This window comes from Pseudomonas entomophila (genome assembly GCF_029478665.1).
In the GTDB taxonomy this organism is placed as follows: Bacteria; Pseudomonadota; Gammaproteobacteria; order Pseudomonadales; family Pseudomonadaceae; genus Aquipseudomonas; species Aquipseudomonas entomophila_F.
The window spans coordinates 44,767-69,462 of the sequence record NZ_JARPQB010000011.1; the positions used below are offsets into that span (position 1 = coordinate 44,767).

Sequence of the window (24,696 nt, forward strand, 5' to 3'; positions counted from 1 at the left end):
GAACTCCTCAGAAGCCGTTAGGGGCGCGGGTGTGCCAGTCGGTGACTTGCTGGTAACGGTGCGCGACGTTGAGCAGGCGGCCTTCCTGGAAATACGGGGCCAGCAGTTGCACGCCCACCGGCAGGCCATCGACGAAGCCGGCCGGCATCGACAGGCCCGGCAGGCCCGCCAGGTTGGCGGTGATGGTGTAGACGTCTTCCAGGTACGCGGCGACCGGGTCGGCGCTCTTGGCGCCGAGCTTCCAGGCCGGGTTGGGGGTGGTCGGGCCGAGGATCACGTCGACATCGTTGAACGCGGCCACGAAGTCGTTCTTGATCAGGCGGCGGATCTGCTGCGCCTTGACGTAGTAAGCGTCGTAGTAGCCGGCCGACAGGGCGTAGGTGCCGACCATGATGCGGCGCTGCACTTCAACGCCGAAACCTTCGCCACGGGAGCGCTTGTACAGGTCGGTCAGGTCTTTCGGGTCCGCGCAGCGGTGGCCGAAGCGCACGCCGTCGAAACGCGACAGGTTGGAGGAGGCCTCCGCGGGGGCGATCACGTAGTACGCCGGGATGGCGTGCTGCATGTTCGGCAGGCTGATTTCCTTGACCACCGCGCCGAGCTTTTCCAGCTCCTTGACGCTGGCCTGGACCAGCGCTGCGATGCGCGGGTCGAGACCGGCGCCGAAGTACTCTTTCGGCAGGCCGATGCGCAGGCCCTGCAGCGAGGCATTGAGGTCGGCACTGAAGTTCGGTACGGGCTCGTCGACCGAGGTCGAGTCCTTGCTGTCGAAGCCAGCCATGCCTTGCAGCAGCAGGGCGCAGTCTTCGGCGGTGCGGGCCAGCGGGCCGCCCTGGTCGAGGCTCGAGGCGTAGGCGATCATGCCCCAGCGCGAAACGCGACCGTAGGTCGGTTTCAGGCCGGTGAGGTTGGTCAGCGCCGCCGGCTGGCGGATCGAGCCGCCGGTGTCGGTGCCGGTGGTGGCCGGCAGCAGGCGCGCGGCCACGGCGGCGGCCGAGCCACCGGACGAACCGCCCGGCACGTGCTCGAGGTTCCACGGGTTCTTCACCGCGCCGTAGTGGCTGGACTCGTTGGCCGAGCCCATGGCGAATTCGTCCATGTTCGTCTTGCCCAGGGTGACCATGCCGGCTTCGGCCAGCTTGGCGACCACGGTGGCGTCGTAGGGTGCGGTGAAGTTGTCGAGCATCTTCGAGCCGCAGCTGGTGCGTACGCCGTTGGTGCAGAACAGGTCCTTGTGGGCGATCGGCGCGCCGAGCAGCGCGCCGGTCTCGCCGGCGGCGCGTCGGGCATCGGCGGCGCGGGCCTGGTGCAGGGCCTGTTCTTCGGTGACGGTGATGAAACTGTTGAGTTGCGGGTCGAGCTGCTTGATGCGCGACAGCAGTGCGCCGGTCAGTTCTTCCGAGGAGAACGACTTGTCGGCGAGTCCGCGGGCGATCTCGGCCAGGGTCAATTGATGCATGGCAGGCGCTTTCCCTTAATCGATGACTTTCGGTACGAGATACAGGCCGTTCTCGGTCGACGGCGCGACGGCCTGGTAGCGGTCGCGCTGGTTGCTTTCGGTGACCTGGTCGGGACGCAGACGCTGGGTGGTCTCCAGCGGGTGGGCCAGAGGCTCGATACCGCTGGTGTCGACGGCTTGCATCTGGTCGACCAGCCCGAGAATACTGTTCAAGGCGTCGGTAATGCGTGGCAGTTCGCCTTCATTCAGGCCCAGGCGGGCCAGATGGGCGATCTTTTCCACGTCGGAGCGTTGAAGCGCCATGGGGATCTCCAGGGAAACGAAATGCGGAATGGGTCCGCAAATGAGGAACATGTCAGGATTCTGGCGGTCAAAGGGCCGCGATCATCGGCAGGCATGCTCGGAAAAACAGCCAATTTAACATATTGGCTCCTTGCCCAAAATCCCTGCCATTGTTAGAGTTTGCCGCACTTTTTTACCCACGCTTTCCCCAGGGTCACTTTCCCATGTTCAAGAAACTGCGTGGCATGTTTTCCAGCGATCTGTCCATCGACCTGGGTACTGCCAACACCCTTATTTACGTGCGTGAGCGCGGTATCGTCCTGAATGAGCCCTCGGTGGTTGCCATCCGTACCCATGGCACCCAGAAAAGCGTCGTCGCAGTCGGGACCGAAGCCAAGCGCATGCTCGGCCGTACTCCAGGCAACATCGCTGCCATTCGTCCGATGAAGGACGGCGTGATCGCCGACTTCAGCGTCTGCGAAAAGATGCTGCAGTACTTCATCAACAAGGTGCACGAAAACAGCTTCCTGCAGCCCAGCCCCCGTGTGCTGATCTGCGTACCCTGCAAATCGACCCAGGTCGAGCGTCGTGCCATCCGCGAATCGGCCCTCGGTGCCGGTGCCCGCGAAGTATTCCTGATCGAAGAGCCCATGGCCGCCGCCATCGGTGCCGGTCTTCCGGTTGAGGAAGCCCGCGGCTCGATGGTCGTCGACATTGGTGGCGGTACCACCGAAATCGCGCTGATCTCGCTGAACGGCGTGGTCTACGCCGAGTCCGTCCGCGTCGGCGGCGACCGCTTCGACGAAGCCATCGTCACCTACGTGCGTCGCAACTACGGCAGCCTGATCGGCGAATCCACCGCCGAGCGTATCAAGCAGGAAATCGGTACCGCTTATCCAGGCGGTGAAGTGCGTGAAGTCGACGTTCGTGGCCGCAACCTGGCTGAGGGCGTACCGCGTGCCTTCACCCTGAACTCCAACGAAGTGCTCGAAGCGCTGCAGGAATCGCTGGCGACCATCGTCCAGGCGGTCAAGAGCGCCCTTGAGCAGTCGCCGCCGGAGCTGGCCTCGGACATCGCCGAGCGCGGCCTGGTGCTGACCGGTGGTGGCGCGTTGCTGCGCGATCTGGACAAGCTGCTGGCCCAGGAAACCGGCCTGCCGGTGATCGTCGCCGAAGACCCGCTGACCTGCGTCGCCCGCGGTGGCGGCCGTGCGCTGGAGATGATGGACAAGCACGCCATGGACCTGCTCTCCAGCGAGTGATCGCAGGCGCTGCAGCAAGCATCCAGGTTTACAGGTAGCACGCACAGTGCTACCTGTATGCGCTGTGCTGGCGCCCGTTCGGGCGTCGTTTCCGTCAACCCGCAAGCAGGCCGGTGCGTTGCCCCATGTCCCATGACCTCCTGAATCGTCGTCCACGAGGAACGGCCCATTAAACCGCTTTTCTCCAAGGGCCCTTCGCTGGGCGTTCGCCTGCTCGTGCTGGTGGTGCTGTCGGTCGCGCTGATGGTGGTCGACTCGCGCTTCGACCTGCTCAAGCCCGTGCGCAGCCAGATGGGCCTGGTGTTGATGGAATCCTACTGGATCACCGACTTGCCCCAGCGTGCGTGGCAGGGCGTGGCGGGCCAGTTTGGCAGCCGCACCGAGCTGATCGCCGAAAACGAGAAGCTCAAGACCGAAGCCTTGCTGCTGCAAGGGCGGCTGCAGAAGCTGGCGGCCCTGACCGAGCAGAACGTGCGCCTGCGCGAGCTGCTCAACTCTTCGGCGCTGGTCAACGAGAAGGTCGAGGTCGCCGAGCTGATCGGCGTCGACCCCAACCCGTTCACCCACCGCATCCTGATCAACAAGGGCGAGCGCGACGGCGTGTTCCTCGGCCAGCCGGTGCTCGATGCCCGGGGCCTGATGGGGCAGGTGGTCGAGCTGATGCCGTATACCTCGCGCGTGCTGCTGCTGACCGACACCACCCACAGCATTCCGGTGCAGGTCAACCGCAACGGCCTGCGCGCCATCGCCAGCGGCACCGGCAACCCGGAGCGCCTGGAACTGCGCCATGTGGCCGACACTGCCGACGTCAAGGAAGGCGACCTGCTGGTGAGCTCCGGCATGGGCCAGCGCTTCCCGGCCGGTTACCCGGTGGCCACGGTCAACGAAGTGATCCACGATTCCGGCCAGCCATTCGCCATCGTCCGCGCCATCCCCACCGCCGCGCTCAACCGCAGTCGCTACATGCTGCTGGTGTTCAGCGACCGGCGTACGCCGGAAGAGCGCGCCACCGAAGCGGCGATCGCCCAGGAAGAAGCCGACCGTCAAGGGGCCAACCATGGCCAGCCGCCCGCCACCCCGGCGACGCCGGCCCCGGCCAGCCAGACCGTGCCTGCGGCACCCGTCACGACGCCCGCCGCACCGGCCCATCCGCCTGCCGCGCCCGCTCAACCCCGGAGACAATGAATGGCCAGCACCCGTAGCAGAAACGGCTGGGTCATCTGGGTGACGTTCGCCATCGGCCTGTTGCTCAGCGTTTCGCCCATGCCGCAGTTCATGGAAGTGTTCCGGCCCATGTGGCTGGCCTTGCTGCTGGCGTTCTGGACCTTGGCCGTGCCCAGCAAGGTCGGCATGACCACCGCCTTCGTGCTCGGCCTGGCCGAGGATGTGCTGTACGGCACCCTGCTGGGGCAGAACGCCCTGATTCTCACGCTCATCACTTTCCTCGTGCTGTCGTTGCAGCAACGCTTGCGTATGTTCCCCATGTGGCAGCAGAGCCTGGTGATCCTGGTGATCTTCGGCATCGCCCAGCTGATCCAGCTGTGGCTGAGCGCCCTGACCGGCAATCGCCTGCCAACGCTGGCGCTGGTCTGGCCTGCGGTGATCAGCGCCTTGCTCTGGCCGTGGATCAGCTTTGCCTTGCGCGGCCTGCGCCTGCGCCTGCATATCCACTGACGGCCGCCGCCACTGACAAGGAGATGTCTACATGCCCCAGTTGTACCTGGCCTCCGGTTCGCCACGACGGCGTGAACTGCTGACCCAGATCGGCGTGCCGTTCGTTGTCGTCAGTGCGCCCATCGATGAAACCCCGTTACCCGACGAGGCGCCGGCTGCCTACGTCGAACGCCTGGCGCAGGCCAAGGCTGTGGCGGGCTTCACCCAGACCGACGGCACCGGCGTGGTGTTGGGCGCCGACACTACCGTGGTGCTCGATGGCAACATCCTCGGCAAACCCGAAAACCGCGAGCAGGCGCTGGCCATGCTCGGCGACCTGTCCAAGCGCGAGCACCAGGTGCTGACCGCCGTGGCGGTGACCGATGGCCAGCGCAGCCTGAGCTGCTGCGTCACCACCACCGTGCGCTTTCGTACCATCTCCTTCGAGGAGGCCCTGCGCTACTGGGCCAGCGGCGAGCCCCAGGACAAGGCCGGCGGCTATGCCATCCAGGGCCTGGGCGCGGTGTTCGTCAGCGGCATCGAAGGCAGTTATTCATCAGTGGTCGGCCTGCCCCTGAGCGAGACGGCTGAATTGCTCGAGCAATTCGCCATCCCCTGCTGGCAACTGCAAGAGGATGCCGCCCAGCGCTAGCCAGCCACCTTGCTGCGATCCATCATTACCCCAGACCTTTGACGAGAGCGTGCCATGAGTGAAGAGATCCTGATCAACATCACCCCGATGGAATCACGCGTGGCGGTGGTGGAGAACGGCGTCCTGCAGGAAGTGCACGTCGAGCGGACCCAGCGCCGCGGCATCGTCGGCAATATCTACAAGGGCAAGGTGGTGCGGGTGTTGCCGGGCATGCAGGCGGCCTTCGTCGACATCGGCCTGGAGCGCGCGGCGTTCATCCATGCCTCGGAAATCTCGCAGCGCGAAGGCTCGGCGGTGGAGACCATCACCGCGCTGGTCCACGAGGGCCAGGCGCTGGTGGTGCAGGTCACCAAGGACCCGATCGGCACCAAGGGCGCGCGCCTGACCACCCAGCTGTCGATCCCCTCGCGTTATCTCGTGTACATGCCACGCAGCAGCCATGTCGGAATTTCGTTGAAGATCGAGGAAGAAGCCGAGCGCGAACGCCTCAAGCAAGTGGTCAACGACTGCATGGCCCAGGAAGACATGAAGGATGCCGGTGGCTTCATCCTGCGCACCGCCGCCGAAGGCGCCCGCTCTGAAGACATCCTCCAGGACATCCGCTACCTGCGCCGCCTGTGGGAACAGATCGGCGCGCAGATCAGCACCTGTGGCGCCCCCACCGTGATCTACGAGGATCTTGGCCTGGCGCTGCGCACGCTGCGCGACCTGGTCAACCCGAAGATCGAGAAGATTCGCATCGATTCGCGGGAAACCTTCCAGAAGACCACGCAGTTCGTCGCCGAACTGATGCCCGAGATCGCTGATCGCCTCGAGCATTATCCCGGCGAGCGCCCGATCTTCGACCTGTACGGGGTCGAGGACGAGATCCAGCGTGCCCTGGAGCGCAAGGTGCCGCTCAAGTCCGGCGGCTACCTGGTGGTCGACCCGGCCGAGGCGATGACCACTATCGACGTCAACACCGGTGCCTTCGTCGGCCATCGCAACCTCGAAGAGACCATTTTCAAGACCAACCTCGAGGCGGCCACCGCGATCGCCCGGCAATTGCGCCTGCGCAACATCGGCGGGATCATCATCATCGACTTCATCGACATGGAGGACGAGGAGCATCAGCGCCAGGTCCTGCGTACCCTGGAGAAGCAGCTCGAGCGCGACCACGCCAAGACCAACATCATCGGCATCACCGAGCTGGGCCTGGTACAGATGACCCGCAAGCGTACCCGCGAAAGCCTCGAACAGGTGCTATGCGAGCCGTGTGCCGCCTGCCAGGGGCGGGGCAAGCTGAAGACCCCCGAGACAATATGTTACGAAATCTTCCGTGAGATCCTGCGCGAGGCCCGCGCCTACCAGGCCGAGGGCTATCGGGTACTGGCCAACCAGAAGGTGGTCGACCGCCTGCTCGACGAAGAGTCGGGCAATGTCGCCGAACTGGAAACGTTCATCGGGCGAACCATTCGCTTCCAGGTCGAGTCGATGTACTCCCAAGAACAATACGATGTGGTGCTGCTCTGACCCGTTCTGAAGGCCGTCGCCCCGTACGAGGGCTGGCAAAGCCCGATTCCCCGGCCATAGTTAAGGGACGACTCGGAGGGCCTTGGCCATGGAACGTCTGACCCGCGTTCTGGGCGCCCTGACCCGCTGGGGGCTGGGTATCTGCGCCCTGCTGGCGGTGCTGGTGGCGCTGTATGTCAGCCTTGGGCGACAACTGGTACCCCTGGTCGCCGAATACCGCGCGGACGCCGAGCTCAAGGTCGAACAGGCCTTGGGCTTGCCTGTGCATGTCGGCGCGCTGGAAGGGCGCTGGAGCGGCCTGGCCCCGGTGCTGCGGGTGCGCGACCTGCAACTGGGCGAGGGGGCCGCGGCGCTGCGCCTGGATGACGTCAAGCTGGTGCCGGACCTGTGGGCCAGCCTCAAGGCGCGCGAAGTGCGCCTGGCACGTATCCAGCTCGCAGGCTTGCAGTTGATCCTGCGTGAAGACGAGCAAGGCGCTTGGGCCCTTGAAGGCCTGCCGCACCAGGATGATGCTCCGCTCGATCCGGCCGATGCGCTCAAGCGCCTGCGCCAGTTGGGGCGCATCGACCTGTTCGACAGCCAGGTCACCCTGCGCCCGTGGCAGCGTGACCCGTTGACCCTGACCTATGTCAGCCTGGGTTTGCAGGCCGGTGCCTCGCGCCAGCGCCTCGATCTGCGGGCTACCTTGCCCGACGGCCAGCCGCTGGCCATGAGCCTGGACAGCCGGGCCAGTGCCAAGGCCTGGCGCGAGGGGCGCCTGCAGGCCTACCTGAGCCTGCCGCAAAGTGACTGGGCCCGCTGGTTGCCGGCGCGCCTGCTGGGCCAGTGGCAAGCCAGTACGCTGCGTGCCGGCGGTGAATTCTGGATCGACTGGAACAATGGGCAATTGCAGCAGGCGATGGTTCGCCTCAATGCCCCGCAGCTCAAGGGTGCCTATACCGGGCGCAAAGCTGTCACCCTGGACAACCTGGCCTTGTCGGCCTGGTTCCAGCGCAAGGACCAGGGTTTCGACGTGGCGGTCGACTCGCTGGCCATGAGCCTTGGCCAGACTCGCTGGGAGTCCCACCTGCAACTGGCGCAGCGCCTGGGCCAGAACCCTGCCGACGAAACCTGGCAGGTGCAGGCCGATCGCCTCGACCTGACGCCGCTGACCCCGTTGATCGACGCCCTGGCGCCGCTGCCCGACAAACTCATGACCGTGGTCGACGCCCTCAAGGTGACCGGCTCGTTGCGCAACGTGCGCCTGGACATCCGCCCGAAGGCCGAGGGCGACCAGCGTTTGCAGTTCGCCGCCAACCTGGAGAAGGTTGGCTTCGACGCCTATCACGGCGCGCCTGCTGCCGGCAACGTCACCGGGGCGATCAGCGGTGACCTCGGGCATGGCGAACTGCGCCTGGACACTCAAGCGTTCATGCTGCATCTGTACCCGATCTTCGGCAAACCCTGGCATTACCCCAAGGCCAACGCGCGGCTGACCTGGACGCTGGACAAGCAAGCCTTCACCCTGGTCGCCCCCTATATCAAGGTGTTGGGCGACGAAGGCAAGATCGCCGCCGACTTCCTGATCCGCATCCACCTGGAGCCAGGCCATGAGGACTACATGGACCTGCGTGTCGGCCTCACCGAGGGCGATGGCCGCTACACCGCCAAGTACCTGCCCGAGGTACTCAGCCCGGCGCTGGACGAATGGCTGCGCAGCGCCATCGTCAAGGGCAATGTCGACGAAGGTTACTTCCAGTACCAGGGCTCGCTGAACCACGGCGCGCCGCCACATGCCCGCGATATCAGCTTGTTCTTCAAGGTGCACGACGCGGCCCTGGACTTCCAGCCGGGCTGGCCCCAGGTGCAGCAGGTCGAGGGCGACGTGTTCATCGAGGACACCGGGGTGCGGATCAAGGCCCGGCAAGGGCTGCTGCTCGACACCAAGGTCAGCGACGTGAGTGTCGACATTCCCCATGTCGAGGGCGACCAGCACAGCCACCTGTATCTCGATGGCGACTTCGATGGCAGCCTCGGCGATGGCCTGAAGATCCTCAAGGAAGCGCCCATCGGCACGGGGGAGATCTTCGCCGGTTGGGAAGGCGAGGGGCCGCTACGAGGCAAGGTCAAACTTGATATTCCCCTGACCCACGGGCAGCGCCCCAAGGTGCTGGTGGATTTCTCGACCGCCGACGCAACGCTCAAGGTCGCGCCACCGAGCCTGGAACTGAACCGCCTGAAGGGCGACTTCAGCTTTGATTTCGACAAGGGGCTCAGCGGCAAGGGCATCACCTTGCAGGCCTTCGGCAAGCCGGTCACCGCGCAGATCGCCGCCGAAGGGCAGGGCGGGCAGATCCAGACGCGTATCAGCGCCACCGGCCAGGTCGGCCTCAAGGCTTTGACCGATTGGCTGAACTTCCAGCAAGCACTGCCGGCTTCGGGCGATCTGCCCTACCAGTTGCAGGTGATGCTTGGAAGCCGTGACAACCGGATCACTGTCAATTCATCGCTCAAGGGCCTGGCCATCGATCTCCCAGCCCCCTTCGGCAAGGCGCCCGCAGACATTCGCGACAGCCGTTTCAGCCTCACCCTGCAAGGCCCCGAACGGCGTCTCGATGTCGGCTATGCCGACCTGGCCCGCTTCGCCTACGCCGTGCCCCCCGACAATCTGGCCCTTGGCCGTGGCGAATTGCTGTTGGGTGCCGGTGAGGCCAGCGTGCCGAATGGCCAAGGCCTGCGTGTGCGTGGGCGCCTGGAGACACTGGACCTGGCACCCTGGCAGCAGCAGATGGAGCGTTTCGCCGGGCAGGACCCAGGCGGCAGCGCGCGACAGAACCTGCAGGGCGTCGACCTGAGCATCGGCCAGCTCAAGGCCTTCGGCATGGATCTCAACCAGGCGGTCGTGCGCCTGGCGCGTGGCGGCCAGGCCTGGGACCTGCGCCTGGACAGCAAGGAAGTCATCGGCAATGCGCGTATTCCCGACGCCAAGGCCACGCCGATGACCATCCGCCTGCAGACCTTGCGCCTGCCTCCCGCCAACCCGACGACGGAGGAGCAGGCGGAAAACGCTCCTGATCCACTGGCCGGCGTCGACCCGCGCAAGGTGCCGCCGCTGGACCTGACCATCGACAAGATGTACCGCGGCGACGACCTGTTCGGCAGTGCCTCGGTGAAACTGCGCCAGGCGTCGCGTGGCCTGGCCCTGGCCGATATCGACCTGGACCTCAAGGGGCTGTATATCGATGGCAGTGGCGGTTGGGAAGGCGAGCCCGGCAGTACCTCGAGTTGGTACAAGGGCCGCCTGGACGGCAAGAACCTGGCCGATGTGCTCAAGGCCTGGGGCTTCGCCCCCACCGTAACCAGCCGGGATTTCCGCATGGATGTCGATGGCCGCTGGCCGGGTTCGCCGGCCTGGGTCAGCCTCAATCGTTATTCCGGCAGCCTCGACGCCGCCCTGCGCACCGGCCAGTTCGTCGAGGTCGAGGGCAGCGCCCAGGCCCTGCGGGTGTTCGGGCTGCTCAACTTCAACTCCATCGGGCGCCGCCTGCGCCTGGACTTCTCCGACTTGTTCAGCAAGGGCCTGGCCTATGACCGGGTCAAGGGCCTGCTGGTGGCCAGCGAGGGGGTCTATGTGACCCGCGAGCCGATTACCGTGACGGGGCCGTCGAGCAACTTCGAGCTCGACGGCACTCTGGACTTCGTCCGCGACCGGGTCGACGCCAACCTGCTGGTGACCCTGCCGGTGACCAACAACCTGCCGCTGGCAGCGCTGATCATCGGCGCGCCGGCCGTCGGTGGCGCGTTGTTCCTGGTCGACCGCCTGATTGGCGACCGCGTGGCCCGCTTTGCCAGCGTGCACTACCGCGTAGAAGGGCCGGTGAAAGAGCCTAAAATCACGTTTGTGAAACCATTCGACAAGTAATGGCAGGGGTGGGCATGACTTCAGCAGTGATCCAGATGGTCAGCCAGGACGATATCCTGGCCAATCTGCAACGCGCCCGGGCCTTGCTCGAACAGGCCGCGGCCGGTGGCGCGCGCCTGGCCGTGCTGCCAGAGAACTTCGCCGCCATGGGGCGGCGTGACGCCTCCGCCATCGGCCGCGCCGAGGCGCTGGGCGAAGGGCCGATCCTGCCCTGGTTGAAACAGGCGGCCCGCGACCTCAGGTTATGGATTGTCGCCGGCACCTTGCCGCTGCCGCCGGTCGGCCGGCCGGAGCACAAGGCCCATGCCTGCTCGCTGCTGGTCGACGAGCATGGCGAGATTGCCGCGCGCTACGACAAGCTGCACCTGTTCGATGTGGACGTGGCCGACAACCGTGGCCGCTACCGTGAATCCGACGACTACGCCCACGGTGACCAGGTGGTGGTAGCTGATACGCCGGTCGGGCGTCTCGGCTTGTCGGTATGCTACGACCTGCGCTTCCCCGAGCTGTACAGCGCCTTGCGCGCCGCCGGGGCCGAGCTGATCAGCGCGCCGGCGGCGTTCACCGCGGTGACCGGCGCGGCGCACTGGGAAGTGCTGATCCGTGCACGGGCCATCGAAACCCAGTGCTATGTGCTGGCGGCCGCCCAGGGCGGTGTGCATCCGGGGCCGCGGGAAACCCATGGCCAAGCGGCGATCGTCGACCCCTGGGGGCGGATCGTCGCGCAACAGGCGCGGGGCGAAGCGGTATTGCTGGCCACGCGCGACAGTGAAGAACAAGCGTCCATCCGGGCGCGCATGCCGGTGGTCAGCCACCGGCGCTTTTTCTCGCAGGACGCCTTGCGGCCTGCGCACACCTCGGAGTGACTATGAGCCAGATGTTATCCACCGTCAGCGAGCAGCTCCTGGCCCCGGGCGGCTTGACCCTCGACAGCCTGCAGACGGTGCTGGGCGAGTTGGCCGGCCCCGGCATCGACGCCGCCGACCTGTATTTCCAAGGCCAGATCTCGGAAACCTGGGCGCTGGAAGACGGCATCGTCAAGGAAGGCAGCTTCAACCTCGACCAGGGCGTGGGCGTGCGTGCCCAGTCCGGCGAGAAGACCGGTTTCGCCTACAGCAACGCGATCAACCTCGAGGCGCTTACCTCGGCGGCCCGTGCCGCCCGTTCGATCTCGCGCGCCGGGCAGAACGGCAAGGTACAGGCCTTCCGCAGCCAGGACGTGACTGCGCTGTATGCCGCTGACAATCCCCTCGCAGTGCTCAGCCGGGCGGAAAAGGTCGAGCTGCTCAAGCGCGTCGACGCCGCCACCCGCGCTCTCGACCCCCGCATCCAGCAGGTCAGCGTGAGCATGGCCGGGGTCTGGGAGCGCATCCTGGTGGCCGCCGCCGACGGCAGCCTGGCCGCCGATGTGCGCCCGCTGGTGCGCTTCAATGTCAGCGTGATCGTCGAGCAGAACGGTCGCCGCGAGCGCGGCGGGCAGGGCGGTGGCGGGCGTACCGACTATCGTTTCTTCACCGAGGAGCGGGTCATGGGCTATGCCCGTGAAGCGTTGCGCCAGGCACTGGTCAACCTCGAGGCGATTCCTGCGCCGGCTGGCACATTGCCTGTGGTGCTCGGCCCAGGTTGGTCCGGCGTGTTGCTGCATGAAGCGGTCGGTCATGGCCTGGAAGGCGACTTCAACCGCAAGGGCAGTTCGGCGTTCAGTGGGCGAATCGGCGAGCAAGTGGCCTCGAAGCTGTGCACCATCGTCGACGACGGCACCCTGGAAGGGCGTCGCGGTTCGCTCAGTGTCGATGACGAAGGCACGCCGACCGAGTGCACCACGTTGATCGAGAATGGTGTCCTCAAGGGCTACATGCAGGACAAGCTCAACGCCCGCTTGATGGGCATGGCAGTCACCGGCAACGGGCGCCGCGAGTCCTACGCCCACCTGCCGATGCCACGCATGACCAACACCTACATGCGCGCCGGCGACAGCGACCCGCAGGAAATCATCGCGTCGGTGAAGAAGGGCATCTACTGCGCCAACCTCGGCGGTGGCCAGGTGGACATCACCAGCGGCAAGTTCGTGTTTTCCACCAGCGAGGCCTACCTGATCGAGGACGGCAAGATCACCGCACCGGTGAAGGGCGCGACGTTGATCGGCAATGGTCCGGAAGCGATGCGCGGCGTGTCGATGGTTGGCAATGACCTGGCCCTGGACAGCGGCGTGGGCACCTGCGGGAAGGATGGGCAGTCGGTGCCGGTGGGGGTTGGCCAGCCGACCCTGAAGCTGGATGCGATTACCGTGGGTGGTACCGGGGCTTGAGGGTCATGGGGACCGCTTTGCGGTCCTTTCGCGGCACAAGGCCGCTCCTACAGTCTTGCGCGTTCCCTGTAGGAGCGGCCTTGTGCCGCGGTGGGTTGCGTAGTAGCCCCCGAAACCAGGGCTCAACGCAGGCCGCGCTGGGTCTCGTCGAGGTCGCGGATGTACTTGAACACTTTGCGCGCGGCGGCAGGCGGTTTGTTCCGCGCCTTCTCGTGCTGGGCATGACGGATCAGCGAGCGCAGGTGCTGGCGGTCGGTGTCGGGGAACTCGTTGACGAAGCGTTCGAGGTCTTCGTCGTTACCGTCGATCAGCCGGTCACGCCAGCGCTCAAGACCGTGGAAGCGCTCGTTGTACTGGCGGCTGGAGCTGTCGATCTGCTCGAGCACGGCGTGGATGGCGTCGAGGTCCTGGACGCGCATCAGCTTGCCGACGAACGACATGTGGCGTTTGCGGGCGCCGTGGGCGGTGTGCCGGGAGGCCTCGTCCAGGGCCTTGCGCAGCTCGTCGGTCAGCGGCAGGCGCGCCAGGGTGTCGGCCTTGAGGGTGGTGAGGCGCTCACCGAGTTCGACCAGCGCATGCAACTCGCGCTTGATCTGGGTTTTGCTTTTTTCGCCATCGAAGGCGTCGTCGTAAGAATCAACCATGGGGGCAGTCCGCAGGAAATCGCCGCCATGATAACCAGTCGGGGGCCGCTTGTCCGGCCCGGTCGTAGAATGACCCTAGCCGTACGCAGAATTTTCATTGGAGAGAACCATGAGTGCAGTCCAGAGCGTAGGCCCCAAGGACCTGCCGGCCTTGCAGGAACAGGTCGAGGCGATCGTCGCCGAGGCGCGCCGCCAGGGGGCCAGTGCCTGCGAAGTGGCGGTATCGCTGGAGCAGGGCCTGTCCACCACGGTGCGCCAGCGCGAGGTCGAGACCGTCGAGTTCAACCGCGACCAGGGCTTTGGCATCACCCTCTATGTCGGCCAGCGCAAAGGCTCGGCCAGCACCTCGGCCAGCGGCGCCGACGCCATTCGCGAAACGGTCGCGGCGGCGCTGGCGATCGCCAAGCACACCTCCGAGGATGAGTGCTCGGGCCTCGCTGATGCGGCGCTGATGGCGCGTGACATTCCGGACCTCGACCTCTATCACGACTGGGACATCGAGCCTGAGAAGGCTATCGAGATGGCGCTGGCGTGCGAGGCGGCCGCCTTCGACGCTGACAAGCGCATCAAAAACGCCGACGGTACCACCCTCAACACCCACCAGGGCGTGCGGGTGTACGGTAACAGCCACGGTTTCATCGGCGGTTACGCCTCCACGCGCCACAGCCTGAGCTGCGTGATGATCGCCGAGAGCGACGGCCAGATGCAGCGTGACTACTGGTATGACGTCAATCGCCAGGGCCAGCTGCTGGCCGACCCGCGCAGCATCGGCCAGCGCGCGGCTCAGCGTGCGGCCAGCCGGCTGGGCGCACGTCCTGTACCGACCTGCGAGGTGCCGGTGCTGTTCTCGGCGGAACTGGCTGGCGGCCTGTTCGGCAGCTTCCTCTCGGCGATTTCCGGCGGCAACCTGTACCGTAAGTCGTCGTTCCTTGAGGGCACCATTGGCCAGCGCCTGTTCCCCACCTGGCTGACCCTCGACGAACGCCCACACCTTCCACGTGCGCTGGGTAGTGCAGCATTCGATGGGGATGGCCTGGCCACCTACGCCAAGCCGTTCGTCGACAAGGGTGAGCTGGTTTCGTACATCCTGGGCACTTACTCCGGGCGCAAGCTCAAGTTGCCGAGCACCGCGAACTCGGGCGGGGTTCACAACTTGTTCGTCACCCATGGCGTAGAGGACCAGGCCGCGCTGATCCGCCGTATGGGGCGTGGCCTGTTGGTGACCGAGTTGATGGGGCATGGCCTGAACATGGTCACAGGGGATTACTCCCGTGGCGCGGCGGGTTTCTGGGTCGAGCATGGCGAGATCCAGTTCCCGGTTCAGGAAGTGACCATCGCCGGCAATATGAAGAATATGTTCCAGCAGATTGTGGCGATCGGCAGCGATATCGAAACCCGCAGCAATATCCACAGCGGTTCGGTGCTGATCGAGCGGATGACTGTCGCGGGGAGTTGATACGCAAGACCTGTTCGCCGGCGAGCCGGCTCCTACCGGTTGGTGTAGGAGCCGGCTTGCCGGCGAACAGGTCCGAACCGCAGTTTCCAGAACCGGCCACCGTGCCGGTTTTTTGTTTATCGCGGCAAGCTTGAAGTGATTCTGATTATCATCTAATAATGAATATCATTACCCGGTCACCTGGCGATGAAGTTCATGAAATCCGTTCTCCACGAACTGCCCTACCTGGAAAACTGGCGCTGGCTAAGCCGGCGCATTCGCTGCGCCCTCGAGCCTGATGAACCGCGCCTGATCGAGCACTACCTGGCCGAAGGCCGCTACCTGGTGTGCTGCACCGAAACCTCGCCCTGGACCGTGGCGCTGACCTCTTTCCGCCTGCTGCTGGATACCGCCTGCGACCGCATGCTGCCCTGGCATTGGCGCTGCCTGTGCCTGGACCAGGCCTGGAGGCCACTGCTCGACCTGCGCAACCTCGACCGCCGCGAACACAACCAGCGCTGGCAACCCTACGCAATGCAGCTCGCCAACTGCGTGCTGCTGCCGTCGATCTCTCCCGAAGAACTGATGCAAGGACTTGAAGATGAGTGATACCCGTATCGAACGCGACAGCATGGGTGAACTGCAGGTGCCGGCCCAGGCCCTGTATGGCGCCCAGACCCAGCGCGCGGTCGACAACTTCCCGATCAGCGGTCAGCCGATGCCAGCGCAGTTCATTCGCGCACTGCTGCTGGCCAAGGCTGCGGCGGCCAAGGCCAACATCGAATTGGCGCAACTGAGCGCAGGGCAGGGCGGTGCGATCGTCAAGGCGGTGGAGCAACTGTTGGCCGAGGACTTCATTCGGCATTTCCCGGTGGATGTGTTCCAGACCGGCTCCGGCACCAGCTCGAACATGAACGCCAACGAAGTGATCGCCACCCTGGCCAGCCGTGTGCTCGGCGAACCGGTCAATGCCAACGATCACGTCAACTGCGGCCAGAGCAGCAACGACATCATCCCCACCACCATCCATGTCAGCGCCGCGCTGGCTTTGCACGAACAGTTGCTGCCTGCCCTGCGTCACCTGGTCCAGGTGATCGATGGCAAAGCCGTCGAGGTTCATCAGTACGTGAAGACCGGCCGCACCCACTTGATGGACGCCATGCCGGTGCGCATGAGCCAGGTGCTCGGTGGCTGGGCCGCACAGATCAGGGGCGCTCTGGCGCATATCGAGTCCACCCTGCCGAGCTTGCAGGCCCTGGCCCAAGGCGGCACCGCGGTGGGGACCGGGATCAACGCGCACCCACAATTCGCGGCAGGCTTTGCCCGTCAACTGAGCGGGTTGACCAAGGTCGAGTTTACGCCGGGCCAGAACCTGTTCGCCCTGATCGGTTCCCAGGACACCGCCGTGGCACTGTCGGGCCAACTGAAGACCACTGCCGTGGCACTGATGAAGATCGCCAACGACCTGCGCTGGATGAACTCCGGCCCACTGGCCGGCCTGGGTGAAATCGAGCTGCAGGGCCTGCAGCCGGGCTCCTCGATCATGCCGGGCAAGGTCAACCCGGTGATCCCGGAGGCGACCGCGATGGTTGCAGCCCAGGTGATCGGCAACGACGCCACCATCGCCGTGGCGGGGCAGTCGGGCAACTTCGAGCTGAACGTGATGCTGCCGGTGATTGCCCGCAACTTGCTGGAAAGCATCGAGCTGATGGCCAACGCCAGTCGCCTGTTGGCCGACAAGGCCATCGCTACCTTCAAGGTCAACGAAGGCAAGCTCAAGGAAGCGTTGTCGCGCAACCCGATACTGGTCACCGCGCTGAACCCGATCATCGGTTACCTCAAGGCTGCCGAAATCGCCAAGACCGCCTACAAGCAGGGCCGCCCGATCATCGACGTGGCGCTGGAGCACACCGACCTGTCGCGCGATCAGCTCGAGGCGCTGCTGGATCCGGAAAAACTCACCGCCGGCGGCATCTGAGCCCAGGAGGCACGTCATGCAGCACTGGAGACGCACCACGCAGATCGCCAACCACCTGTTCGAACGGGGTGAGCTGGTCGATGCTCGGGAACACTACCTGCAGGCGCTGGCGTTGGCCCAGGTGCTGTTCGAGCGCTGGCATGACGTCGACGAGGCGGTGGCCGCGCTGGTCATCGCCCACCACAACCTGGCCGACCTGCACCTGCGCTTGGATCAACCGCACGAAAGCGCCGACTACCTGTGCGCCGCCCACCAGCGGCTGCTCCAGGCCAGCCAGGAGCAACGCCTGCCCCAGGCGCTGCGCGATGCCGCGCTGCGCCACAGTGGGCGGACCTACACCGAACTGCTGAGTTTCATCGCCGAGTACGGGCAGTACCCGCGCACCGAACGCCTGCTCCATCGCCAGGTACCGGTGACCAGCGAACTGGTCGCGCAAGCGGAAACCACTCACAGCACTACAGCCTATGGAATTCACTGATATGCCCCACACCTTGCCTGCATTGCCTTACGCCTACGATGCACTGGAACCGCACATCGACACCCAGACCATGGAGATCCACCACAGCAAGCACCACCAGACCTACATCAACAACCTCAATGCCGCCCTCGAGGGCAGCGAGTGGGCCGAATGGCCGGTGGAGCAATTGGTCGCAGCGGTCAAGCAATTGCCCGAGAAGCTGCAGGGCGCGGTGATCAACCAAGGTGGTGGCCATGCCAACCACAGCCTGTTCTGGACGGTCATGTCGCCCAAGGGCGGCGGACAGCCCCAAGGGCAGGTAGCAAAGGCCATCGATGATCAGCTCGGTGGCTTTGACGCGTTCAAAGAGGCGTTCACCAAGGCTGCGCTGACCCGTTTCGGCAGCGGTTGGGCCTGGCTCAGTGTCACGCCGCAAAACACGCTGGTGGTGGAGAGCAGCGGTAACCAGGACAGCCCGCTGATGCACGGCAATACGCCGATTCTCGGCCTGGATGTGTGGGAGCACGCCTATTACCTGAAGTACCAGAACCGTCGCCCGGAATACATCGGTGCCTTCTATAACGTGGTCGACTGGTCCGAAGTGGAACGTCGCTACCTTGAAGCCTTGAAGTGAGTCGGGCCGGTATGCGCTCGCAGGTGTTGTCTGTCAGCAGTGTGCGCCTGTTCCGCCTGGCGCTGGGGACCTTGCTGTTGCTGGTCGGCGCGGCGTTGCTCGCGGCCCGTGGCATTGCCTGGTTGGAGCTGGAGCCACGCATGTTGCGCGCCCTGGAGGGTGGAGCGCTGTGTGCATTGGGGACAGCTTTGGGCGCGGTACCGGTGTTGGTCATTCGCAACATGCCGGTGGCATTGGCCGACACGCTGCTGGGCTTTGGCGCGGGGGTGATGCTGGCGGCCACGGCGTTTTCCCTGATCATTCCCGGGCTGGACGCCGCTCAAGCGGTCGGTTTCAGCCCGTGGGGGGCGGGTGGTCTGATCAGCAGTGGCTTGCTGTTTGGGGCACTGTGCCTGTTCCTGGTCGACCTGAAGGTTTCCGGTGCCTCGCCGGAGGCATTGGTTGGCACCGAGCAGCAGCCGGTGATTGCCGCACGGATCTGGCTGTTTGTCATCGCCATCATTGCCCACAACATTCCCGAGGGCATGGCCATCGGTGTTTCCGCTGGGGGCGGCATGCCCGATGCCGACAGCCTGGCCATGGGCATTGCCCTGCAGGATGTACCGGAAGGGTTGGTGATCGCCCTGGTGTTGGCGGGGGCGGGCATGCCGCGCTTCAAGGCCTTTCTGATCGGAGCCGCGTCCGGGTTGGTCGAGCCGCTGGCCGCGGTGATCTGCGCCTGGCTGGTGAATGTCGCCGAGTTGCTGTTGCCGCTGGGGCTGGCCTGTGCGGCAGGGGCGATGTTGCTGGTGGTGACCCAGGAAATCATCCCGGAGTCGCGCAGCAACGGGCATCACCGGTTGGCGAGCCTGGGGTTGTGCGTGGGGTTCTGCCTGATGATGGTGATGGATACGGCGATGTCGTGAAGCGCCTGCGGCGCGACCTCTGTAGGAGCGGCTTTAGCCGCGATCACCCGCGAAGCGGGTGCCAGATACCGCGTTGCCTGCATCGCGGCTAAAGCCGCTCCTACAGAGGGCAGGGCTTCTCACTCGCCTTCGTCGAAGAAGTTGTTGATCAGCGCCACCAGCGCGTCCATGGCGTCGTTGTCCTGCTCGCCTTCGGTGGCCAGATGCACCTGGGTGCCCTTGCCGGCCGCCAGCATCATCACGGCCATGATGCTCTTGCCATCCACCAGTTTGTCCGGTGCGCGCCCGACGCGCACCTGGCAGGGAAAGCGCCCGGCCACGCCGACGAACTTGGCGGCCGCCCGGGCGTGCAGGCCCAGCTTGTTGATGATGGTGATTTCGCGGGCGGGCATCGTGGTGCGGATCCTGTGGGCTAGAGGTCGCGGTGGCGGACCTGGACGTTTTTCAGGGATTGCTGGAGCAACTGGCCCAGCCGTTCGGTGATGTACACCGAGCGATGGTGGCCGCCAGTGCAGCCGATGGCGATGGTGACATAGGCGCGGTTGCTGGCGGCGAAGCGCGGCAACCATTTGAGCAGGTAGCTGGAGATGTCCTGGAACATTTCCTCGACATCCGGCTGCGCGGCCAGATAGTCGATCACCGGCTGTTCGAGCCCGGAATGCTCGCGAAGTTCCGGTTTCCAGTAAGGGTTGGGCAGGCAGCGCACATCGAACACCAGGTCGGCGTCAACCGGCATGCCACGCTTGAAACCGAACGACTCGACGAGGAATGCGGTACCGGGTTCCGGCTGATTGAGCAGGCGCAGCTTGATCGAGTCGCGCAGCTGGTAGAGGTTCAGGCTGGTGGTGTCGATCTTCAGGTCGGCGAGATCCGCGATTGGCCCGAGCAGCTCACTTTCGACCCGAATCGCCTCGGCCAGTGAGCGATTGGCGTTGGTCAGCGGGTGGCGTCGGCGGGTTTCGGAAAAACGCTTGAGCAGCGTGTCTTCGTCAGCGTCCAGATAAAGCACATCGCACTGGATATGCCGATTACGTGCTTCCTCCAGTAACTCTGGAAAACGGGTCAGATGGCTGGGCAGGTTGCGTGCATCGATCGAGACAGCCACCTTGGGTTGCTGCAACTCGGTGTTGATCAATGCGTTTTCCGCCAGCTGCGGCAACAACCCGGCGGGCAGGTTGTCGATGCAGTAGTAACCGTTGTCTTCCAGTACGTCGAGGGCGGTGCTCTTGCCGGAGCCGGAGCGGCCGCTGACGATGATCAGGCGCATGGTCAGGCCTCGTTCTGCACGTCCAGGACTACCTGGTACAGAGCCTCGTTGCTGGCGGCGCCGCGCAGGCGATCGCGAACTTCCTTGCGATCGAGCATGCTGGCGATCTGGCGCAGCAGTTCAAGGTGGGCATCGGTGGCGGCTTCCGGGACCAGCAAGACGAACAGCAGGTCGACCGGGGCGCCGTCGATGGCGTCGTAATCGATGGGGGCATCCAGATGCAGCAGGGCGCTGACGGGCGCGATGCAGCCTTCGAGCCGGCAATGCGGGATGGCAATACCGTTGCCGAAGCCGGTGGAGCCCAGTTTTTCACGAGCGACGAGCTTTTCGAAGACGTCTTGCATCTCCAGCTCGGGTACTTGCTCGGCGATCAGGTTGGCGACCTTTTCCAGGGCGCGCTTCTTGCTGCCGCCCGGCACGTTCACGAGGGAACGGCCGGGGGTCAGGATGGTTTCAAGTCGGATCATGGATGAGGGGGATCAGCGGGCGGCTGCACCTTGCAGCAGGCTTTGCTGTTTTTCCTTGTGTTTTTTCAGTTGGCGGTCGAGCTTGTCTGCAAGGGCGTCGATCGCTGCATACATGTCTTGGTGTTCGGCGTTGGCGACCACTTCGCCACCGGGTATCTGGAGTGTGGCTTCAACCTTCTGCTGTAGCTTCTCGACTTTCATGATCACCGTTGCGTTGGTGATCTTGTCGAAATGACCCTCCACTCGGGCGAGCTTTTCAAGCACGTAATCGCGCAGTGGTTGGGTGACTTCTACATGCTGTCCACTGATGTTGACTTGCATACAGCTTCTCCTTTGTTGCCCGTGCATAAAGAGGCAGGTATTGCACCTGCCACTGAAACGCTGTGGCACATCCCGGGGCTACATCAGTCGCTTGCGCTCGCTCGAAGGGGCGATACCCAACGACTCGCGGTACTTGGCGACGGTGCGACGGGCTACCTGGATGCCTTGTGCCTCCAGTAAACCAGCGATCTTGCTGTCACTCAATGGCTTTTTCTGATTTTCCGCCGCTACCAGTTTCTTGATGATCGCGCGGATCGCCGTGGACGAGCATTCGCCGCCTTCGGCGGTGCTTACGTGGCTCGAGAAAAAGTATTTCAGTTCGTAGATGCCACGCGGCGTGTGCATGTACTTCTGGGTGGTGACCCGGGAAATGGTCGACTCGTGCATGCCCACGGCTTCGGCGATGTCATGCAACACCAGGGGTTTCATGGCTTCGTCGCCATGGTCGAGGAAGCCACGCTGGTGCTCGACGATCTGCGTCGCCACCTTCATGAGCGTCTCGTTGCGACTCTGCAGGCTCTTGATGAACCAGCGAGCCTCTTGCAGCTGGTTACGCATGAAGGTGTTGTCGGCGCTGGTGTCGGCGCGGCGGACGAACCCGGCGTACTGCGGGTTGACGCGCAGGCGCGGGATGGCCTCCTGGTTCAGCTCGACCAGCCAGCGCTCGCTGTCCTTGCGCACGATGACGTCCGGGACCACGTACTCCGGCTCGCTGGACTCGATCTGCGAGCCGGGGCGCGGGTTGAGTGTCTGCACCAGTTCGATGACCTGGCGCAGTTCATCTTCCTTGAGCTTCATGCGGCGCATCAGCTGGCTGTAGTCACGGCTGCCGAGCAGGTCGATGAAGTCGGTGACCAGGCGCTGTGCTTCGCTCATCCAGGGTGTCGAGGCCGGCAGCTGGCGCAATTGCAGCAACAGGCACTCACCCAGCGAACGGGCGCCGATGCCGGCGGGTTCGAACTGCTGGATGCGGTGCAGTACCGCCTCGACCTCGTCCAGCTCGATATCGAGCTCGGGGTCGAAGCCGGCGCAGATCTCGTCGAGCGAGTCTTCGAGATAGCCTTGTTCGTTGATGCTGTCGATCAGGGTGACGGCGATCAAGCGGTCGGTGTCGGACATGGGCGCCAGGTTCAGCTGCCACAGCAGGTGGCTCTGCAGGCTCTCGCCGACCGAGGTGCGGGTGGTGAAGTCCCACTCGTCGTCGTCATTGCTGGGGAGGCTGCTGGCGCTGGTCTGGTAGATGTCTTCCCAGGCCGTGTCGACCGGCAGCTCGTTGGGGATTCGTTCGGCCCATTCGCCATCTTCCAGGGTTTCCGCGCTGCTGCTGGTGGATTCCTGGAAACTGTTGTCCTGGACTTCGGCGGCCGGTTTGTTCTCGGCGTTGTCCGCCATCGGGTCGCTGTTGTCGAAGTCGTCGCCGTCTTCCTGACGTTCGAGCATCGGGTTGGACTCCAGCGCTTCCTGGATTTCCTGCTGAAGGTCCAGGGTGGAGAGCTGAAGCAGACGGATGGCCTGTTGCAACTGCGGGGTCATCGTCAGTTGCTGGCCCATTTTTAGGACGAGCGATGGTTTCATGGCAGGGGCTTAATACCTTGTTCGCCGGCGCACATGCGCCATCCACTACGTAGGGCGCTTGGGCGCCGACTTTAAGCAAGTTGTATGCCTGAAATTGCAGCGTTTGCCTAGAGCACTGTTACACTTAAGCCCGTCCCGGGCGTGTTCGCCAGTGCTCCAGGCAGGCCCTGGATCAGAGGCGGAACTCGTGGCCCAGGTAGACTTCCTTGACCAGCTGGTTGGCCAGGATGGTCTCGGCATCGCCTTCGGCGATCAGTTGGCCGTCGTTGACGATGTAGGCGGTCTCGCAGATGTCCAGCGTTTCGCGAACGTTGTGGTCGGTGATCAGTACGCCGATGCCCTTGTTCTTGAGGTGGTGGATGATCTGCTTGATGTCGCCCACGGAGATCGGGTCGACGCCGGCAAAGGGTTCGTCCAGCAGGATGAACTTGGGTGCGGTGGCCAGGGCGCGGGCGATTTCGACACGGCGGCGTTCACCACCGGAGAGGCTCATGCCCAGGTTGTCGCGGATGTGGCTGATGTGGAACTCCTGCAGCAGGCTTTCCAGCTCCTTGCGCCGGCCGTCGCGGTCGAGGTCCTTGCGGGTCTCGAGGATGGCCATGATGTTGTCGGCCACCGACAGCTTGCGGAAGATCGAGGCTTCCTGCGGCAGGTAGCCGATGCCCGCTTGCGCGCGGCCATGCATGGGCTGGTGGCTGACGTCGAGGCTGTCGATCAGGACGCGGCCCTGATCCGCCTGGACCAGCCCCACGATCATGTAGAAGCAGGTGGTCTTGCCGGCGCCGTTGGGGCCGAGCAAGCCGACGATCTGGCCGCTGTCGATGGACAGGCTTACGTCGCGAACGACCTGCCTGCCCTTGTAGCTCTTGGCCAGGTGCTGGGCTTTGAGGGTTGCCATTTACTCGGCCTTTTTCTTCGGTTGAATGACCATGTCGATGCGCTGACGTGGTGCAGTCACGTTGCCACCGCGACCGGCGGTCGCCACCTGGGTCTTGGTGTTGTAGACGATCTTCTCGCCTTCGGTGGTGTTGCCTTCGTTCTCGACCTTGGCGCGGTCGGTGAGAATCACCATGTCTTTCTGCGCCTGGTACTGGATGGTCACGGCCCAGCCTTTCATCTTGTCGGGCTTGGCGGCGCTCTGCTGCTGCTCGAAATAGGCCAGGTTGCCCACCGAAGTGACCACGTCGATGTCGCCGGAGGCGGCGCGGGTCATGGTCACGGTATTGCCTTTGATCATCATCGAGCCCTGGGTGATGATCACATCGCCGGTATAGGTGGCCACGCCCTGCTTGTCGTCCAGGTGGGCGTTGTCCGCCTGGATGCGGATCGGCTGGTCACGGTCGTTCGGCAGGGCGAAGGCGCTCGCGCTTCCCAGTGCTACGCCCAGGCTGAGCAGAAGGGGGATGGTTTTAACGAGCCTCATACTGTCCTCTTACGTTAGAGAGCAGGTCCATCCTGCCTTCTTTCAAATACGCTTTCATTCCTTTGCCCGTAGTCGTGCCACCGGCGCCGTCGATTCTAACGGCTTGCTCGGTCTGCGCATATTGCTTCTGCGGGAACACGGTCATGCGGGTGCTGGTAATAATGGTTTCGCGTTGCTTTTCGTCGGTACGTGCCACGCGCACGTCATCGATCAGCTCGACCTCGGTGCCGTCCGGGTTGACCTCGGCGCGTTTGCTCTGCACGTGCCACGGGTACTCGGTGCCGCGGTACATGTGCAGGTCGGGCGTGGTCACCAGGGTGACTTCGCTGGCCTTGAGGTGTTCGACCTTGTCGGCGGTCATCTCGTATTGCAGCTTGCCGTCGGGCAGGAACTGCACGCTGTGGGCGTTGATCGCGTAATAGTCGATGGCGCTTTCGTCGACCTGGGCGGTGGGCTGGTCGAGGAAGCTTTCCGGACTGACGTTCCAGTAGCCGACGGCGGCCAGCACCGCGGCAATCACGCCGAACAGCACAAAATTACGAAGTTTCTTGCTGAACATGA

Annotated in this window: 25 protein-coding genes; 14 read left to right on the plus strand and 11 right to left on the minus strand. The window is 64.4% G+C overall.

Annotation, left to right across the window (positions count from 1 at the left end; translation table 11 throughout):
• Window positions 1-7 precede the first annotated feature (7 nt).
• Both gatA and gatC read right to left on the minus strand, forming a co-directional pair.
• Window positions 8-1,459: an Asp-tRNA(Asn)/Glu-tRNA(Gln) amidotransferase subunit GatA gene (gene gatA, locus P5705_RS07450; protein ID WP_277460213.1), complete on the minus strand. Its 1,452-nt coding sequence runs from the start codon at window positions 1,457-1,459 to the stop codon at window positions 8-10.
• A gap of 15 nt (window positions 1,460-1,474) precedes the next feature.
• Entirely contained in the window at window positions 1,475-1,762 is a 288-nt protein-coding gene (gene gatC, locus P5705_RS07455; protein WP_248918826.1) for an Asp-tRNA(Asn)/Glu-tRNA(Gln) amidotransferase subunit GatC, read from the minus strand.
• Between the two features lie 203 nt (window positions 1,763-1,965).
• Here gatC and mreB point away from each other — a divergent pair, with 203 nt between their 5' ends.
• The 8 genes from mreB (at window position 1,966) to tldD (ending at window position 13,029) form a co-directional block, all read left to right on the plus strand.
• Window positions 1,966-3,003 carry a rod shape-determining protein MreB gene (mreB, locus tag P5705_RS07460; RefSeq protein ID WP_011532397.1) on the plus strand — a complete coding sequence of 346 codons (1,038 nt, stop codon included), beginning with the start codon at window positions 1,966-1,968 and terminating at the stop codon, window positions 3,001-3,003.
• A gap of 198 nt (window positions 3,004-3,201) precedes the next feature.
• The gene (mreC, locus tag P5705_RS07465) at window positions 3,202-4,188 is read left to right on the plus strand and encodes a rod shape-determining protein MreC (RefSeq protein ID WP_431196931.1); all 987 of its coding nucleotides are present in this window, start codon (window positions 3,202-3,204) and stop codon (window positions 4,186-4,188) included.
• The gene (gene mreD / locus P5705_RS07470; protein WP_213659732.1) at window positions 4,189-4,677 is read left to right on the plus strand and encodes a rod shape-determining protein MreD; all 489 of its coding nucleotides are present in this window, start codon (window positions 4,189-4,191) and stop codon (window positions 4,675-4,677) included. It abuts the gene before it with no gap.
• A 31-nt stretch (window positions 4,678-4,708) separates the two neighbouring features.
• Window positions 4,709-5,308, plus strand: a complete 600-nt coding sequence (locus tag P5705_RS07475; RefSeq protein ID WP_277460214.1) for a Maf family protein — start codon at window positions 4,709-4,711, stop codon at window positions 5,306-5,308.
• 54 nt (window positions 5,309-5,362) lie between these two features.
• Window positions 5,363-6,820 carry a ribonuclease G gene (gene rng, locus P5705_RS07480; RefSeq protein ID WP_277460215.1) on the plus strand — a complete coding sequence of 486 codons (1,458 nt, stop codon included), beginning with the start codon at window positions 5,363-5,365 and terminating at the stop codon, window positions 6,818-6,820.
• Window positions 6,821-6,908: 88 nt separating this feature from the next.
• The gene (locus P5705_RS07485; RefSeq protein WP_277460216.1) at window positions 6,909-10,721 is read left to right on the plus strand and encodes a YhdP family protein; all 3,813 of its coding nucleotides are present in this window, start codon (window positions 6,909-6,911) and stop codon (window positions 10,719-10,721) included.
• Between the two features lie 14 nt (window positions 10,722-10,735).
• Complete coding sequence (locus P5705_RS07490) at window positions 10,736-11,587, plus strand: carbon-nitrogen hydrolase family protein (protein ID WP_277460217.1); 852 nt, start codon at window positions 10,736-10,738, stop codon at window positions 11,585-11,587.
• 2 nt (window positions 11,588-11,589) lie between these two features.
• Entirely contained in the window at window positions 11,590-13,029 is a 1,440-nt protein-coding gene (tldD, locus tag P5705_RS07495; protein ID WP_213659736.1) for a metalloprotease TldD, read from the plus strand.
• 122 nt (window positions 13,030-13,151) lie between these two features.
• Here tldD and yjgA read toward each other — a convergent pair whose 3' ends face one another.
• A complete protein-coding gene (yjgA, locus tag P5705_RS07500; RefSeq protein ID WP_011532405.1) occupies window positions 13,152-13,673 on the minus strand; it encodes a ribosome biogenesis factor YjgA in 522 nt (173 codons plus the stop codon).
• A gap of 109 nt (window positions 13,674-13,782) precedes the next feature.
• Here yjgA and pmbA point away from each other — a divergent pair, with 109 nt between their 5' ends.
• The 6 genes from pmbA to P5705_RS07530 all read left to right on the plus strand — a co-directional run bounded on the left by pmbA (window position 13,783) and on the right by P5705_RS07530 (window position 19,082).
• Window positions 13,783-15,129: a metalloprotease PmbA gene (gene pmbA / locus P5705_RS07505; protein ID WP_277460218.1), complete on the plus strand. Its 1,347-nt coding sequence runs from the start codon at window positions 13,783-13,785 to the stop codon at window positions 15,127-15,129.
• A gap of 186 nt (window positions 15,130-15,315) precedes the next feature.
• The gene (locus P5705_RS07510) at window positions 15,316-15,717 is read left to right on the plus strand and encodes a FagA protein (RefSeq protein WP_277460219.1); all 402 of its coding nucleotides are present in this window, start codon (window positions 15,316-15,318) and stop codon (window positions 15,715-15,717) included.
• Window positions 15,710-17,086 (plus strand): class II fumarate hydratase, encoded by a 1,377-nt coding sequence (locus P5705_RS07515; RefSeq protein ID WP_277460220.1) that lies wholly within the window; start codon window positions 15,710-15,712, stop codon window positions 17,084-17,086. Before P5705_RS07510 ends, P5705_RS07515 begins: the two co-directional genes overlap by 8 nt.
• Window positions 17,087-17,102: 16 nt before the next feature.
• A complete protein-coding gene (locus P5705_RS07520; RefSeq protein WP_277460221.1) occupies window positions 17,103-17,564 on the plus strand; it encodes a hypothetical protein in 462 nt (153 codons plus the stop codon).
• Between the two features lies 1 nt (window position 17,565).
• A complete protein-coding gene (locus P5705_RS07525; RefSeq protein ID WP_277460222.1) occupies window positions 17,566-18,177 on the plus strand; it encodes a superoxide dismutase in 612 nt (203 codons plus the stop codon).
• Window positions 18,178-18,188: 11 nt separating this feature from the next.
• A complete protein-coding gene (locus tag P5705_RS07530; protein WP_044487751.1) occupies window positions 18,189-19,082 on the plus strand; it encodes a ZIP family metal transporter in 894 nt (297 codons plus the stop codon).
• A gap of 119 nt (window positions 19,083-19,201) precedes the next feature.
• On the opposite strand, the gene P5705_RS07535 is transcribed toward P5705_RS07530, so the two are convergent.
• From P5705_RS07535 to lptC, 8 genes are all read right to left on the minus strand, one after another.
• Window positions 19,202-19,474 (minus strand): HPr family phosphocarrier protein, encoded by a 273-nt coding sequence (locus P5705_RS07535; RefSeq protein ID WP_011532412.1) that lies wholly within the window; start codon window positions 19,472-19,474, stop codon window positions 19,202-19,204.
• 20 nt (window positions 19,475-19,494) lie between these two features.
• A complete protein-coding gene (gene rapZ / locus P5705_RS07540) occupies window positions 19,495-20,349 on the minus strand; it encodes an RNase adapter RapZ (RefSeq protein WP_277460223.1) in 855 nt (284 codons plus the stop codon).
• Window positions 20,350-20,351: 2 nt separating this feature from the next.
• Window positions 20,352-20,816 (minus strand): PTS IIA-like nitrogen regulatory protein PtsN, encoded by a 465-nt coding sequence (ptsN, locus tag P5705_RS07545; protein ID WP_277460224.1) that lies wholly within the window; start codon window positions 20,814-20,816, stop codon window positions 20,352-20,354.
• Window positions 20,817-20,828: 12 nt separating this feature from the next.
• On the minus strand, window positions 20,829-21,137 hold the full coding sequence (hpf, locus tag P5705_RS07550; RefSeq protein WP_011532415.1) for a ribosome hibernation-promoting factor, HPF/YfiA family: 309 nt from the start codon (window positions 21,135-21,137) through the stop codon (window positions 20,829-20,831).
• A 78-nt stretch (window positions 21,138-21,215) separates the two neighbouring features.
• Entirely contained in the window at window positions 21,216-22,712 is a 1,497-nt protein-coding gene (locus P5705_RS07555) for an RNA polymerase factor sigma-54 (RefSeq protein WP_277460225.1), read from the minus strand.
• A gap of 172 nt (window positions 22,713-22,884) precedes the next feature.
• Window positions 22,885-23,610 (minus strand): LPS export ABC transporter ATP-binding protein, encoded by a 726-nt coding sequence (gene lptB, locus P5705_RS07560; protein WP_011532417.1) that lies wholly within the window; start codon window positions 23,608-23,610, stop codon window positions 22,885-22,887.
• Entirely contained in the window at window positions 23,611-24,135 is a 525-nt protein-coding gene (gene lptA, locus P5705_RS07565) for a lipopolysaccharide transport periplasmic protein LptA (protein WP_011532418.1), read from the minus strand.
• Window positions 24,122-24,694: an LPS export ABC transporter periplasmic protein LptC gene (lptC, locus tag P5705_RS07570; protein ID WP_277460226.1), complete on the minus strand. Its 573-nt coding sequence runs from the start codon at window positions 24,692-24,694 to the stop codon at window positions 24,122-24,124. The genes lptA and lptC overlap by 14 nt, the downstream gene beginning before the upstream one ends.
• Window positions 24,695-24,696 lie beyond the last annotated feature (2 nt).

Excerpts from the sequence above, each read along its gene's own strand:
- gatA (WP_277460213.1), bottom strand. The coding sequence starts at position 1,459 with ATGCATCAATTGACCCTGGCCGAGATCGCCCGCGGACTCGCCGACAAG.
- gatC (WP_248918826.1), bottom strand. The coding sequence starts at position 1,762 with ATGGCGCTTCAACGCTCCGACGTGGAAAAGATCGCCCATCTGGCCCGC.
- mreB (WP_011532397.1), top strand. The coding sequence starts at position 1,966 with ATGTTCAAGAAACTGCGTGGCATGTTTTCCAGCGATCTGTCCATCGAC.
- mreD (WP_213659732.1), top strand. The coding sequence starts at position 4,189 with ATGGCCAGCACCCGTAGCAGAAACGGCTGGGTCATCTGGGTGACGTTC.
- P5705_RS07475 (WP_277460214.1), top strand. The coding sequence starts at position 4,709 with ATGCCCCAGTTGTACCTGGCCTCCGGTTCGCCACGACGGCGTGAACTG.
- rng (WP_277460215.1), top strand. The coding sequence starts at position 5,363 with ATGAGTGAAGAGATCCTGATCAACATCACCCCGATGGAATCACGCGTG.
- P5705_RS07485 (WP_277460216.1), top strand. The coding sequence starts at position 6,909 with ATGGAACGTCTGACCCGCGTTCTGGGCGCCCTGACCCGCTGGGGGCTG.
- P5705_RS07490 (WP_277460217.1), top strand. The coding sequence starts at position 10,736 with ATGACTTCAGCAGTGATCCAGATGGTCAGCCAGGACGATATCCTGGCC.
- tldD (WP_213659736.1), top strand. The coding sequence starts at position 11,590 with ATGAGCCAGATGTTATCCACCGTCAGCGAGCAGCTCCTGGCCCCGGGC.
- yjgA (WP_011532405.1), bottom strand. The coding sequence starts at position 13,673 with ATGGTTGATTCTTACGACGACGCCTTCGATGGCGAAAAAAGCAAAACC.
- pmbA (WP_277460218.1), top strand. The coding sequence starts at position 13,783 with ATGAGTGCAGTCCAGAGCGTAGGCCCCAAGGACCTGCCGGCCTTGCAG.
- P5705_RS07510 (WP_277460219.1), top strand. The coding sequence starts at position 15,316 with ATGAAGTTCATGAAATCCGTTCTCCACGAACTGCCCTACCTGGAAAAC.
- P5705_RS07515 (WP_277460220.1), top strand. The coding sequence starts at position 15,710 with ATGAGTGATACCCGTATCGAACGCGACAGCATGGGTGAACTGCAGGTG.
- P5705_RS07520 (WP_277460221.1), top strand. The coding sequence starts at position 17,103 with ATGCAGCACTGGAGACGCACCACGCAGATCGCCAACCACCTGTTCGAA.
- P5705_RS07525 (WP_277460222.1), top strand. The coding sequence starts at position 17,566 with ATGCCCCACACCTTGCCTGCATTGCCTTACGCCTACGATGCACTGGAA.
- P5705_RS07530 (WP_044487751.1), top strand. The coding sequence starts at position 18,189 with ATGCGCTCGCAGGTGTTGTCTGTCAGCAGTGTGCGCCTGTTCCGCCTG.
- P5705_RS07535 (WP_011532412.1), bottom strand. The coding sequence starts at position 19,474 with ATGCCCGCCCGCGAAATCACCATCATCAACAAGCTGGGCCTGCACGCC.
- rapZ (WP_277460223.1), bottom strand. The coding sequence starts at position 20,349 with ATGCGCCTGATCATCGTCAGCGGCCGCTCCGGCTCCGGCAAGAGCACC.
- ptsN (WP_277460224.1), bottom strand. The coding sequence starts at position 20,816 with ATGATCCGACTTGAAACCATCCTGACCCCCGGCCGTTCCCTCGTGAAC.
- hpf (WP_011532415.1), bottom strand. The coding sequence starts at position 21,137 with ATGCAAGTCAACATCAGTGGACAGCATGTAGAAGTCACCCAACCACTG.
- P5705_RS07555 (WP_277460225.1), bottom strand. The coding sequence starts at position 22,712 with ATGAAACCATCGCTCGTCCTAAAAATGGGCCAGCAACTGACGATGACC.
- lptB (WP_011532417.1), bottom strand. The coding sequence starts at position 23,610 with ATGGCAACCCTCAAAGCCCAGCACCTGGCCAAGAGCTACAAGGGCAGG.
- lptA (WP_011532418.1), bottom strand. The coding sequence starts at position 24,135 with ATGAGGCTCGTTAAAACCATCCCCCTTCTGCTCAGCCTGGGCGTAGCA.
- lptC (WP_277460226.1), bottom strand. The coding sequence starts at position 24,694 with ATGTTCAGCAAGAAACTTCGTAATTTTGTGCTGTTCGGCGTGATTGCC.